A 13,345-nucleotide genomic window follows, 5' to 3' on the forward strand; every position below is an offset into this window, starting at 1 on the left:
GCTGGCAAAAAATTACTTCATGGGAGAAACGGGACCACAAATCAATGCATTACTAGCTGCAACCGCTTGGAACATGAAGAAAATGATGGAACTACTGAAACAGAAAATTATTTTCTTATTTTATAAGATACAAATTATGCTGTTTTCTAATCCTGTTTTTAAATATAAATTAAATAGTGGGTTTTGTTAAGGAACGACTAAATAACAAGCCGTCTCACAACTCGTGAGACGGCTTTTTTATTTTGGTGATGTATTCAAAAATAGTTGGTTTCGGTCTTTTAGACCTTTGTTTCGGTTTTTGATATAAAATTTGGAGTAGTTGACGTATAACTTTAGGTTGAAGAAGATATAATTGGGAGTTCAGAACGTATAATTTTTGCTAGTTAACCTAATTTTATAGGTTTTTTAGAGATCAGCATAGTTTTGTAACTTCTTTCTAAAAATATAATAACCCGCTTCCGATGGATGGTCCTGAACATAATCTTCAGGATTTTCTTTTTTGATGAGGTTATAAATCATGATATCTCCCGCTGCAGAACCGGAAAATATAATTCCAAAAAGTAGCAAACCTGGATTTCCAAGAACGATTCCTAAAATTGCGGGTAAAATCCCCACTATAACAAGTGGAGCCAATAATGCGATGATGTAATGTTTGATTTGTAGAGGTTCTTTGCAATGTGCATAAGGCGTCAACATTTTCCAAATCACGCCAAATTTTACCGATTTAAATCCTTTCGTAGCATATTTCGCAAAGAAAATTCCGTGCACAAGTTCGTGAATTACAATTCCAATAATATATGCAATCAAGGGAAAAAACATTTTTAGAAACGGATTTGCTTCTTTATAAAAACTCTCAGATAAATTGTTTCCCCAAATCAAATAATAGGGAACAGTAAATATTATCAAAAAGAAAATAAGATATTTTATAGCGACAAGATTGGCTTTCATCAAGTCGATCGTTTTCTGGTCTTTAGTATAATTTTCTAAATTCATTTTTCATAAATAAAGCCGCCAAAAAATCAGCGGCTTTTTAATATTCTTGAAATTATTATTTCACTAAAGTCATTTCACTGATTAGGTGACCTGCTTTACCATATTTTTCGATGATCCAAAGTACCATTCTTACATCAACGTTGATGGTTCTTTGCCATTTTTTATCGAAGATAATATCACCGCTCAACGCTTCGCTGTTTCCATCGAACGCTAAACCAAGTAAATTACCTCTTCCATCGAGAATTGGTGAACCTGAGTTTCCACCGGTAATATCGTTATCTGAAAGGAAGTTTGCAGGCATAAATCCTTTTTTATCCGCATACATTCCGAAATCTTTTTTCTTTACCAAGTCGATGAAATCTTGTGGCAAATCGAATTCTTCGTCCCCTTTTTTGTATTTGGCAACCATTCCATTTACATCGGTATAGTAATTATTTTTTTCGGAAATTCCGTAGTAATTTCTATCGGTTCTTACGGGCAGTGTGCTTACTTTACCATTGGTTAATCTCATGGTAGAGTTTGCATCAGGATAAAAATCTTTTTCAGGCATTGATTTTCTTAAACCATCTAAGAAAATTCTGCTGTTTTTAGCAAAAGCTTCATCTACCTTAGCGTATTTTTCACTTGATAATTTCTGATCAGTGATCAATCCGTTTGCCAATTTCAACATTGGATCTGCATCAATTTTTAGACGGTCAGGATTATTTACAAAATTCATTGCGGATTCCTTATTTGCAAAAATTGAAGCGAATGCCAAATTAGATAGGTTTTTAGCGTCTGCTGCCATTAATGTTGGTGAAGCATCGGATTTAGCAACTCTTTGCTGGTAAAGATTAACCATTGAGTTTAGCATTTCCCCTTCTAAATTAGGGTTGAAACCATCATAAAGCTTTTCGATAGCATCCGTAACTTTGGTTTTCATCGCTGCTTTTCCGTTGGCATCCTGATCTGCATAAGTTTTCAAAAGAGAACCCAATTGATAAGCAACACCGATATATTTAGCATTTCTTTGAAGAAGAGACGCATAATTTCTTTCTACATTTCTGTTGGAAAACTGCGCATAATTAGCTTGAATACTAGGTAAAATTCCGCTGTAAATTACTTCATTTTCCGGCAAAACAGCCCAAGTCATGAATTTATCTTCCAATGCTTTTTTATCGGAAATGGTTCCGTTTTTAATCACCGCATCGATGGTTCCTTGTCTGTTTTTCCAGTAGTTTGCTACAGATGCATATTGGGACGCATAATCCAATTTGGTTGCTTGGTCTTTGTCCATATATTTTTTCATCACATCCATCGCCAGTTTAGAAGCTTCTACCCAAGCCGGATAATCTTTGTTCACCATCTGCTCGATTCCGTAAGAAGTCAAATATCTATTGGTTCTTCCTGGGAATCCTAGAATCATGGTGAAATCACCAGGTTTGTACCCTTTCAAAGAAATCGGAAGTGAGTGTTTTGGTTTCATTGGAACATTGCTTGGCGAATATTCTGCAGGATTACCATTGGCATCCGCGTAAACTCTGAAAACAGAGAAATCTGCGGTGTGTCTTGGCCATTCCCAATTATCGGTATCGCCACCAAATTTTCCTAAAGAATTCGGCGGAGTTCCTACCAAACGAACATCCTTGAAATCTTGGTAAACAAAATAGTAAAATTCATTCCCGTTAAAGAAATCTCTTACTACAACGTTGTATTTTCCGTTTTCGGAGTTTTCATTTTGGATCGCTTTGTATTCGGCATCAATTACTGCTTTTCTTTCGTCAGCAGGCATATTGTTATTCAATTTGGAATTGATGCGTTTTGTAACATCATCCATTCTTACTAAAAATCTAACGGAAAGTCCTTTAGCAGGAAGCTCTTCGCTTTTTTTCATTGCCCAGAAACCGTTGGTCAAATGATCTTTTTCTGGTGTTGATAAAGCGGCAATATTTCCATATCCGCAGTGGTGGTTGGTAAAAAGTAAACCTTCTTTAGAAACCATTTCTCCTGTACAACCGCCTCCAAACTGCACAATTGCGTCTTTCAAACTAGAGTTGTTGACAGAATAGATTTCTTCAGGAGTAAGTTTCAATCCTTGTTTTTGCATATCAACTCCTTTGAGTCTTTTAATCATCGTTAAAAGCCACATTCCTTCATCGGCTTTCAATTGTAAAAAGCTCACCATGAAAGTGAGCAGTAAAAATATTCTTTTCATTTATAAATTATTTTATCGGGCTAATTTAAGAAATTCATTTGATATAAGGATTTAGCAAAAAAAGGTGATTTTTTAATGTAAACTAAATCACTCTCACCATCTCCGTATGCGGAATATCGTCTTCCAAATATTTTTTCCCTGTATCCTCAAAACCGAATTCCGAATAAAAACTCAGCAAATAATCTTGAGCAGAAATTCTTATTGATTGGGTGCGAAATCTGGCTTCAATTGTATCGATCGAAAAACGGATTAGAATTTTTCCCAAATTATTTTTACGGTATTTAGGATTAGTCAATACTCTTCCGATGGATGCTTCAGCATATTTTATTCCTGGTTCAAAAACCCGGGAGTAAGCCAAAATCTCACCTCCTTTTTCTGCCCAAATGTGTACCGCTCGATCATCGTAGCCATCTGCGTCGAGGTAAAAGCAGGTTTGTTCCACAATGAAAACTTCTTGGCGAATTTTAAGAATTTGATAGAGTTCTTCGGTAGAAAGTCTCGCGAAAGGTTTAATTTTCCAAACTATTGAACTGTTCATTCAAAATTGACTTTATTTTCAAACAAAAACTGATTGGTTGTGGAAATGAATTTCAAAATTTCATCACCTCCCAATTTTTTTTCAGCGGAAGTCACATAAATTTCAGGAAGATCTTCCCAAGTCTTCAGAAGTTCCGTTTTGTAATCCTCCACATTTGTTAAAATAGCATTAGGTTTCAATTTATCCGATTTTGTGAAAACAATTGAAAAAGGGACCCCGTTTTCTCCACACCATTCGATAAACTCGATATCAATTTTTTGGGGAGTATGACGAACATCTACCAAAACAAAGAGATTGACGAGATTTTTTCGATTCTGAATATAATTGGTAATGATTTTCTCGAAATCGCGACGCATGCTTTTCGATACTCGCGCATATCCGTAACCCGGCAAATCGGTAAGATACCAGCTTTCATTGATGATGAAATGATTAATGAGCTGGGTTTTTCCAGGGGTTTGCGATGTTTTCGCCAGATCTTTATGATTAAGCATTGCATTAATTAAAGAAGACTTTCCCACGTTGGATCTTCCGATGAAGGCATATTCGGGTAAGTTCGGTTCTGGGCAATCTTGCCATTTTCCGCTGCTTTTTACAAATTCCGCTGTTTTGATGACCATTTATGATTTTTTTTCAAATTTAAATAAATAAAAAATGGAAGTTTAACCTTCCATTCCATTATTTTCTGTTTTCTTTAGCCAACTATAGAGAATCTCATTAAACTCATCCGGTTTTTCCATCATCGCGGCATGTCCACATTGATCAATCCAGAAAAGTTCGGAGTTGGGTAAGAATTTATTCATATCTACAGCCACTTCGGGCGGCGTCACGTTATCTTGTTTTCCCCAAATCAAACAAACTGGTTGGGTGATTTTCGACAAATCATTCAACATGTTATGTTTGATGGCGCTTCTAGCAAGCATTACCGTTTTTATGCCTTTCATTCGATCGTTTACTACACCAAAAACCTCATCTACCAATTCATCTGTAGCTACTTTCGGGTCGTAAAAAACATCTTCAGTTTTCTTTCTGATGTACTCTTTATCGGATTTTCTCGGGAAACTATCGCCGAATGTTCTTTCATAGAGTCCTGAACTTCCTGTAAGAACCAATTTTGAAACCAATTCAGGTCTTGCTAAAGTTAAAATCAAACCTATGTGCCCTCCCATAGAATTTCCCACTATGGTTGCAGGTTCATCTACCTTCTCTTCAATAAATTTTGCAACATACTTCGCAATAGTTGTTAAGTTAGTATTTAAAATCGGCAAGTCATAGATAGGAAGTACCGGAACGAAAACCTTATACCCTCTATCGGAAAAAAAGTTAACAGTTTTATCGAAATTACTCAAACCGCCCATTAATCCGTGCAATAAAATCAACGGATGCCCTTCTCCAGCTTCAATGAAAGAGAATCTTTTTTCTTTTTTCGTTATCAATCTCATAAAATTGCTATATCAGCCTTGCAAAAATACAAATTAAAGACCAACTTTAATTTATTACGTGTGAATTTGCGATAAAAATATGATTTTTAGTAATACAAATTGACGATTGCCAAAGAAAAATTATCATCCTTATAACTGCTTTTCTATCAATTATTTACTTGCCAAAATCAAAACTTATTAACATTAAGTCAAAAAGTGGGAAAAAGTGGGAAGTTTTAGAAATTTTTCTATAAATTTGTCCCAAATGAAGAATTTCATAGGCACATACGAATGCAAAATGGACGACAAAGGTCGCATCAAACTCCCATCATTACTGGTAAAACAGATGGAAGGGTTTGGCGGTGATTCCTTTGTAGTAAAACGTTCTGTGTTCCAATATTGCCTGGAAGTTTACCCAATGAACGGTTGGGAAAAACTGATGGAAAAGATCAATAAACTGAATCGTTTTCAAAAGAAAAATGCTGATTTTATCCGACAGTTTACCGCTGGTTTGAAAACAGTAGAACCCGATAATGCCGGAAGATTACAGATCTCCAAAGATCTCACTTTGTATGCAAACTTGAAAAAAGATATCGTAATCACCAGTGCAGGCGAGCTTTTCGAAATTTGGGACAAAGAAGACTATGAAAAAACCATCGCTACTTCTGCCGAAGAATTTGCACTACTCGCCGAAGAAGTGATGGGCGATATCAATTTCGAAGACGACGAGAATTAATCCCGAAATAACAGAGGGGGTTAAACAACATTTTACCATCAATAATTATAAAGATATGTATCACAATCCGGTTTTGCTGACGAAAAGTGTAGATGATTTGGTGACAAATCCCGACGGAATCTATGTAGACGTAACTTTCGGCGGTGGTGGACATTCGAGAGAAATCCTGAAAAGACTTTCGGATAAAGGAAAACTTTTCAGTTTCGACCAGGATTTAGATGCATTAAAAAATACAATTGACGATGAAAGATTCACGCTAATCAATCAGAATTTTCGGTTTTTGGAGAATTCACTAATGATTTATGGAATACAGCAGGTTGATGGAATTTTGGCAGATTTGGGTGTTTCATCTCATCAATTTGATGCTGCTGAACGAGGTTTTTCTACAAGAAGCAACGCTCCTCTCGATATGAGAATGAACGTAATGCAACATTTGGATGCAAAGAAAATCATCAACGAGTATGAAGAAGAGCAACTTGCGAACCTTTTTTATTACTATGGGGAGCTACGCGAATCCCGAAAACTGGCAAGAGAAATTGTTCATCATCGAAAACTAAAACCGATAGAAACTACGGAAGATTTGAAGAAATTATTCAGTTACATTCCTCAGTTTAAACAAAATAAATTCTTTGCTCAGGTTTTCCAGGCGATAAGAATTGAAGTCAACCAAGAATTAGATGTTTTAAAGGAAATGTTGGTTCAATCTTATAAAATCTTAAAACCAAACGGAAGATTAGTAGTGATTTCTTATCATTCATTGGAAGATCGATTGGTGAAAAGATTCCTGAAAAACGGGATGTTCGAAGGAGAACCAACAAGAGATATCTACGGAAATTATGCGAAAGCTTTTGATCTTTTACAAACCAAAGCCATGATTCCCGACAAGGAGGAAATTGCAGAAAACTCGAGAGCAAGAAGCGCAAAAATGCGTGTTGGAATTAAAAATTAGAAAAAACCTTTGGCAAAAAAGCAAACATATCGTCCCAAGAAGAAACTCACTTTTATAGATATTATAAAAGGAAACTTCTTGAATCGTGATGAAGTGAAAATTCATTACAAGTACTTTATGTTGGTTTTTTTCCTCATGATGATAATGATTTTCAGTAATCACCTTGTCAGCAAAAAAATAGAGCAGGTCAACGATCTGAAAGAACAAACCGAAGAATATAAATCCCGAAATGCCTACGCGCAAAGCCGGTTAATAAAGGTAAAACTAGAATCGGAACTGGGAAAGGAAATGGTGGAAGACTCTCTGCTTTCTTTAGAAAATCATCCACATAAATTATTGATTAAACTAGACAGTACAGATGGCGGTTCAAAATGAATTCGAAAATAAACGCTCAAAAACATTGAGATGGGGCTACCTTTTTGCAGGGTCGGCTTTTGTCTTATTTCTTGTTTTTTTGGGTAGAATTCTTGTTTTGCAGAACACCAATGTTCAGGAAATTAAGGATGACTACATCAGCAAAAACTACCGCGAAGCTACCCTAAAAGCTGCCCGCGGAAATTTGTATGCTTCCGATGGTTCAATTCTCGCTACAACAGTGATGCGGTACGATGTTTATATTGATTTTAAAACCATTAAAGACACCGTTTATACCAATAACATTGGGGTTTTAACCGATTCTCTTTCCGCCATGTTCGGAAAACCAAGAAGTTATTTCAGGGACCGCCTAGATCAGCAAAGAAAAGCTCAAAACCAATATTATTCTTTGGTTAAAGGGCTTGATTTCGATGAGTATGATCGAATTAGAAAATTCCCAATTTTCAAGAAAGGAAAAAACAAAGGAGGATTTATTGTTGATAGAAATTTCAAACGCGAACTTGCTACTACACAAATTGGATCCGGAACAATTGGTATGGACAATGGTGCTACCAAATCTGGATTGGAAGGAGCTTTCTCCGAATATCTTACAGGAACCGACGGAACACGCCTAGAGCAACGCGTGAATTCCAGCCAGTGGAAACCTATCGATTATTGGAAAGTAAAAGAACCTGTTGATGGCCAAGATGTGTACACCACAATCGATCTCCGAATTCAGGATATCGCACATTCCGCTTTAGAAAAACAACTCATCAATTTCGATGCAGATCACGGCTGCGTTTTGGTAATGGAAGTTGCAACCGGCAAAGTGAAAGCGATGGTAAACCTGCGCAGAACCGAACCCGGAATGTATGTTGATTCTTACAATTACGCATTAAAAGACGCCACAGAACCAGGTTCTACCTTCAAAACAGTTTCACTTCTCGCGGCAATGGATGATGGTTTTATCGATGAAAATACAACGGTAAACGTTGGAAACGGAGTCTGGACTTATGCAAAACAAAGAATTTCCGACGGACATGGTGGTGGAACCTATGAAATCGCTGATGTATTGGCGAAATCCAGCAATGTAGGTTCAGCAAAACTAATCACTAAGTTTTATGCAGATAAACCACAGGTTTTCCTCGATCATTTGAAAAGATGGAAAATGTTCGAAAAAATGGATATTGAACTCCCGGGAATCACCAAACCTTACATTGTAACTCCCGAAAACAAAAGATGGAATGCCGCCACTTTGGCTTCATTAGCTTACGGTTATTCATCCCGATTCAATCTTTTGCAACTTACTACTTTTTATAATGGACTCGCCAACGGAGGGAAAATGCTAAAACCTCTTTTCATCGATAAAATAATGAAAGATGGACAAGTTCTATACAGCGCAAAACCAGAAGTAATGGTCAACAAAATGGCTTCCACCAAAGCTATTACCATGATGACCAATGCGCTTACCAAAGCCGTAGAAAAAGGAACCGCAAAAAGTATCTTCACCCCCAACCTGAAAATGGCCGGAAAAACAGGAACCGCAAGATTTGAATATTGGAAACCCGGTCCATCAAAATACCAAGCGAGTTTCGCAGGATTTTATCCGGCAGATAATCCAAAATATACCTGTATCGTGATGATCAACCAGCCAGATAATTCCAAAGGATTTTATGGATCTACCGTTGCAGCACCGGTTTTCAAGGAAATTGCAGGTAAAACTTTCCTTAAAACACCTCAAAATGTTGAAAAAGAAATGTTGGTTGACCGCAAAGTTGATTTAAGCAAAATGGTAGAAAAAAACGTGAAAATTGCAATCAACGACGGACAAATGCCGAATGTGATTGGTTTAATCGGGAAAAATGTAATTCCACAACTTGAAAACTCCGGTTATCGTGTTGCTTTCAAAGGAGTTGGAAGGATAAAAGAACAGTTCCCATTGGAAGGAACAAGAATTGGTAAAAATCAAAAAATTTACCTCAGTTTACAGAATTAAAAAATAGGAAATTTCCTATAAAAGATAGAATGAATTTAGAAACATTATTGAATAGAATCCCCGTTTTAGAAATTACCGGAAAACAAAATCCGGAAGTTTCAGAAATCGTTTTCGATAGCCGAAAAGCTGTTGAAAACTCGCTGTATGTAGCGATTAAAGGAACGGTTTCCGACGGACATTCATTCATTAATGCCGCCATCGAAAAAGGGACAAAAATTGTAGTTTGCGAAGATTTGCCAGAATCTTTAAACAACGAAATCACTTTTATTAAAGTGAAAGATTCCTCGAAAGTTCTAGGGCAATTGGCGTCCAATTTCTACGGAAATCCATCGGAAAAACTCAACTTAATCGGAATTACCGGAACCAACGGAAAAACTTCTGCGACAACCCTTTTGTTTGATATTTTCAAAAATTTGGGCTTCCAATCCGCTCTAATTTCAACCGTAGAATATCGAATTGCAGACGAAATTTTTCCTTCAACACACACCACGCCTGATGTTTTGACTTTAAATAAAATTTTAGCAAAAGCTGTAGAAACCGGCTGCGAATATGCTTTCATGGAAGTTTCTTCGCACGGGATCGATCAAAACAGAACCGAAGGATTGCGTTTCAAAATCGCTGGTTTTACCAATATTACCCACGATCATCTTGATTATCATAAAACTTTTGATGCTTATTTAAAAACCAAAAAAAGATTTTTTGATGATTTAAATGCGGATTCAATCGCCATTACCAACATTGATGACAAAAACGGAAACGTAATGTTGCAAAACACCAAAGCGCAGAAGAAAACCTACGCTTTGAAAACCATGGCAGATTATCACGGAAGGATTCTGGAAGCAGATTTCAACGGAATGCTACTCAATTTTAATGGGAAAGAATTCTGGTCAACTTTAACCGGAAAATTCAATGTTTATAACCTTCTTCTAGCTTTTGCTGTGACGATTGAATGTGGATTTCATGAAGATGACGTTTTGAAAGCCATCTCGAATTTGAAAAGAGTAAAAGGAAGATTTGAAACCCTGAAATCGGAAGGCGGAATTTTCTTCGTTGTCGATTATGCGCACACTCCCGACGCTTTAGAAAATATTTTAGACTCCATTAATGAAATTCGCACCAAAAACGAAAGATTAATTACCGTTTTCGGTTGTGGCGGCGACAGAGATCACGCAAAACGCCCTGAAATGGGGAAAATTGCAACCAGAAAATCAACTTTAGCAATTATAACTTCCGATAATCCAAGAAGGGAAAATCCGGCAGAAATCATTAAAGAAATTGAAGCTGGTGTGGAACCGCAAAATTATAGCAAATACACTGCGATCCCCGATCGAAAAGAAGCAATAAAGATGGCGATAAAATTTGCCGAACCGAAAGATATCATCCTCGTAGCGGGAAAAGGACATGAAGATTATCAGGAAATCAATGGCGTAAAACATCATTTCGATGACAAAGAAGTGATCATGGAATTATCCCAATTGATGAGTAAATAATTAACAAATTAAAGATTTTATAGAACACCCAAAACCGAAACAAAAACATGTTATATTATCTCTACGAATATCTTACCAATCTCGGGATTCATATTCCCGGACTAGGTATGTTTAAATTTATTTCATTCCGTGCAGGAATGGCGGTTTTGCTTTCTCTGATTATTGCGCTGGTTTATGGTAAAAAAATCATCAACTATCTTCGAAAAAAACAGATGGGGGAACTTGTTCGGGATTTAGGCCTTGAAGGACAAAAGCAAAAAGAAGGAACTCCGACGATGGGTGGTTTAATCATCATTATCGCCACGTTAATTCCGGTTTTGTTGTTTACCCGAATTTTCAATGTGTATATCGTGTTGCTCATCACATCAGTAATTTGGATGGGTATCATTGGTTTCATCGACGATTATTTAAAGAAAATCAAAAAAAATAAAGACGGTCTCAGCGGAAAATTCAAAGTAATCGGGCAAGTTGGTTTGGGATTGATTGTGGGCGTTACCATGTATTTTCATCCTGATATTTCGGTGAAAAGAAAATACGCAGACGCATCAATTGTAAGCAGAAATAATGTTGAAAAGAATTTTATGCCAACCGAAAAGGCGGTGGTTTCCACTGTGCCTTTCGTGAAAAACAATGAGTTCGACTACAGCGGAATCCTATTTTGGATGTCACCTGAAGAAGCTCACGAATGGGCTTGGGTAGTTTTCATCCCGATCGTTATTTTCATCGTAACGGCGGTTTCCAATGGTGCAAATATTACTGATGGAATCGATGGACTAGCTGCGGGAACCAGTGTCGTCATTTTGCTCACTCTTGCGTTTTTTGCATATGTTTCCGGGAATATCATTTTTGCAGATTACCTCAACATCATGTTTTTGCCGAACATGGGAGAAACCACGATTTTCGCCCTTGCTTTGGTGGGTGCGGTGATCGGATTTTTTTGGTATAATACGTATCCGGCGCAAGTTTTCATGGGAGATACCGGAAGTTTGATGTTGGGCGGAGTGATTGCGGTATTGGCGATTATTTTAAGAAAAGAATTATTGATTCCTGTGCTTTGCGGAATTTTCCTCATCGAAAATCTTTCGGTGATGTTGCAAGTAGCGGTTTTCAAATATAGAAAAAGAAAATTCGGGCTGGAATATGCCCAAAACAATCGATTGTTCAAGATGTCGCCACTTCATCATCATTATCAAAAAGAAGGGTATCACGAAAGCAAAATCGTGAACCGAATGATTATTATGGGAGTTTTATTTGCGATTATTTGTTTAATCACTTTGAAAATTAGATAGAATAGAAATCGGTGGATTTTTTCCATTGAATATAAAAATACAAGCATGAAAATAGTTGTTTTAGGAGGTGGCGAAAGCGGATTTGGTGCAGCATATTTAGCAAAGAAAAAAGGGTTGAATGTTTTTCTTTCAGACAAAGGTTTGATTAAAGATGAATATAAATCCCTATTGGATGATGCTGATATCGAGTATGAAGAAGGAAACCATGATGAAGAAAGGATTCTGGCTGCAGATTGGATCATCAAATCGCCCGGAATTCCTAAAAAAGCTGACATTATCTTCAAAATCAATCAGAAAGGAATCAGATTATCTTCGGAGATCGAATTTGCTGCTGAATTTACCGATGCCAAGATTATCGCAATCACCGGAAGCAACGGAAAAACCACGACGACGTCGTTGATCTACCACATCCTGAAAAATGACGATTTGAAAGTTGGATTGGGAGGAAATATCGGAAAAAGCTTCGCAAAACAAGTTGCGGATGAAAATTTCGATTATTATGTTTTGGAAGTAAGCTCTTTCCAATTAGATGATATTCAGAATTTTAGACCTCATATTTCTTTGTTGTTGAATTTAAGTCAGGATCATTTGGATCAGTACAATTACAACTACGAAGAATATGCTTTGGCAAAATTCCGAATTACAGAAAACCAAGAAAACGATAATTTCTTCATTTACAATAAAGATGATGAAATGAGCATGAAACTCCTTGAGAAATTGGAAATTAAAGCCAAAAAAATCCCTTTTTCTTTGAAAGAAAAATTAAAAGAAGGAGGTTTTGTGATGGATGATAAAATGGTGGTGAAAATTGACGATGAGTTTTCAATGAAAATCGAAGAACTTTCTCTTCTTGGAAACCACAATATCGCAAATAGTTTGGCGGCTTCAATTGCAGGAAAATTGTTGAAAATTAAAAATGAAAGTATCAGAAATTCGCTGATGACTTTTCAAGCGGTTGAACATCGTTTGCAGCAAATTGCAGAAATCGACGGTGTGAAATTCATCAACGATAGCAAAGCAACCAACGTGAATGCCACTTACTACGCACTAGAAAGTATGAAACAACCAACCATTTGGATTGTTGGCGGAAAAGACAAAGGAAACGACTATACCGAGATTGAAGATCTGGTAAAAAGAAAAGTAAAAGCCATCGTATGTTTAGGAATTGATAACCAAAAAATCATCGATTTCTTTCAGGATAAAAAAGAGCTAATTTATAGTACATCGAGCATAGAAGAAGCAGTAAAAATCTCTAAATCTTTGGCGCAATCGGGCGATGCAGTTTTGCTCTCCCCTTGCTGTGCAAGCTTCGATTTGTTCGATAATTACGAAGATCGTGGCGATAAGTTTAAAAAAGAAGTTTTAAAATAAAAACCCAAAGAGGTTCC

At 36.7% G+C, this 13,345-nt stretch carries 13 protein-coding genes; 8 read left to right on the forward strand and 5 right to left on the reverse strand.

Annotation, left to right across the window (positions count from 1 at the left end):
- A partial coding sequence (locus tag AP75_RS14245; RefSeq protein ID WP_394335370.1) for a hypothetical protein occupies positions 1-190 on the forward strand: 190 nt, incomplete at its 5' end.
- A 215-nt stretch (positions 191-405) separates the two neighbouring features.
- On the opposite strand, the gene AP75_RS05985 is transcribed toward AP75_RS14245, so the two are convergent.
- From AP75_RS05985 to AP75_RS06005, 5 genes are all read right to left on the reverse strand, one after another.
- Positions 406-993, reverse strand: a complete 588-nt coding sequence (locus tag AP75_RS05985) for a DUF3267 domain-containing protein (protein ID WP_088263852.1) — start codon at positions 991-993, stop codon at positions 406-408.
- Positions 994-1,048: 55 nt separating this feature from the next.
- Complete coding sequence (locus AP75_RS05990) at positions 1,049-3,187, reverse strand: S46 family peptidase (RefSeq protein ID WP_088263854.1); 2,139 nt, start codon at positions 3,185-3,187, stop codon at positions 1,049-1,051.
- 82 nt (positions 3,188-3,269) lie between these two features.
- Positions 3,270-3,725, reverse strand: coding sequence for a GNAT family N-acetyltransferase (locus AP75_RS05995; RefSeq protein WP_088263856.1), 456 nt, complete (start codon positions 3,723-3,725; stop codon positions 3,270-3,272).
- Positions 3,722-4,342 carry a ribosome biogenesis GTP-binding protein YihA/YsxC gene (gene yihA, locus AP75_RS06000; RefSeq protein ID WP_031503498.1) on the reverse strand — a complete coding sequence of 207 codons (621 nt, stop codon included), beginning with the start codon at positions 4,340-4,342 and terminating at the stop codon, positions 3,722-3,724. Before yihA ends, AP75_RS05995 begins: the two co-directional genes overlap by 4 nt.
- Positions 4,343-4,384: 42 nt before the next feature.
- Entirely contained in the window at positions 4,385-5,164 is a 780-nt protein-coding gene (locus tag AP75_RS06005) for an alpha/beta fold hydrolase (RefSeq protein ID WP_031503496.1), read from the reverse strand.
- A 244-nt stretch (positions 5,165-5,408) separates the two neighbouring features.
- Between AP75_RS06005 and mraZ the strand changes: the two genes are divergently transcribed.
- The 7 genes from mraZ to murD are packed head-to-tail and all read left to right on the forward strand — an operon-like array spanning position 5,409 to position 13,328.
- Positions 5,409-5,879, forward strand: coding sequence for a division/cell wall cluster transcriptional repressor MraZ (mraZ, locus tag AP75_RS06010; protein ID WP_031503494.1), 471 nt, complete (start codon positions 5,409-5,411; stop codon positions 5,877-5,879).
- 55 nt (positions 5,880-5,934) lie between these two features.
- The gene (rsmH, locus tag AP75_RS06015; RefSeq protein ID WP_031503492.1) at positions 5,935-6,828 is read left to right on the forward strand and encodes a 16S rRNA (cytosine(1402)-N(4))-methyltransferase RsmH; all 894 of its coding nucleotides are present in this window, start codon (positions 5,935-5,937) and stop codon (positions 6,826-6,828) included.
- A gap of 9 nt (positions 6,829-6,837) precedes the next feature.
- Positions 6,838-7,203 (forward strand): FtsL-like putative cell division protein, encoded by a 366-nt coding sequence (locus AP75_RS06020; protein ID WP_031503490.1) that lies wholly within the window; start codon positions 6,838-6,840, stop codon positions 7,201-7,203.
- Positions 7,187-9,178 (forward strand): penicillin-binding transpeptidase domain-containing protein, encoded by a 1,992-nt coding sequence (locus tag AP75_RS06025; RefSeq protein ID WP_031503488.1) that lies wholly within the window; start codon positions 7,187-7,189, stop codon positions 9,176-9,178. The genes AP75_RS06020 and AP75_RS06025 overlap by 17 nt, the downstream gene beginning before the upstream one ends.
- Positions 9,179-9,207: 29 nt before the next feature.
- On the forward strand, positions 9,208-10,668 hold the full coding sequence (locus AP75_RS06030) for a UDP-N-acetylmuramoyl-L-alanyl-D-glutamate--2,6-diaminopimelate ligase (protein WP_088263858.1): 1,461 nt from the start codon (positions 9,208-9,210) through the stop codon (positions 10,666-10,668).
- A 47-nt stretch (positions 10,669-10,715) separates the two neighbouring features.
- On the forward strand, positions 10,716-11,957 hold the full coding sequence (mraY, locus tag AP75_RS06035; RefSeq protein ID WP_088263860.1) for a phospho-N-acetylmuramoyl-pentapeptide-transferase: 1,242 nt from the start codon (positions 10,716-10,718) through the stop codon (positions 11,955-11,957).
- Positions 11,958-12,002: 45 nt separating this feature from the next.
- Positions 12,003-13,328: a UDP-N-acetylmuramoyl-L-alanine--D-glutamate ligase gene (murD, locus tag AP75_RS06040; RefSeq protein ID WP_031503487.1), complete on the forward strand. Its 1,326-nt coding sequence runs from the start codon at positions 12,003-12,005 to the stop codon at positions 13,326-13,328.
- The last annotated feature ends 17 nt before the right edge of the window (positions 13,329-13,345 follow it).

Origin of the sequence: Kaistella haifensis DSM 19056 (assembly GCF_000735695.2) — a bacterium.
GTDB classification, from domain to species: Bacteria; Bacteroidota; Bacteroidia; order Flavobacteriales; family Weeksellaceae; genus Kaistella; species Kaistella haifensis.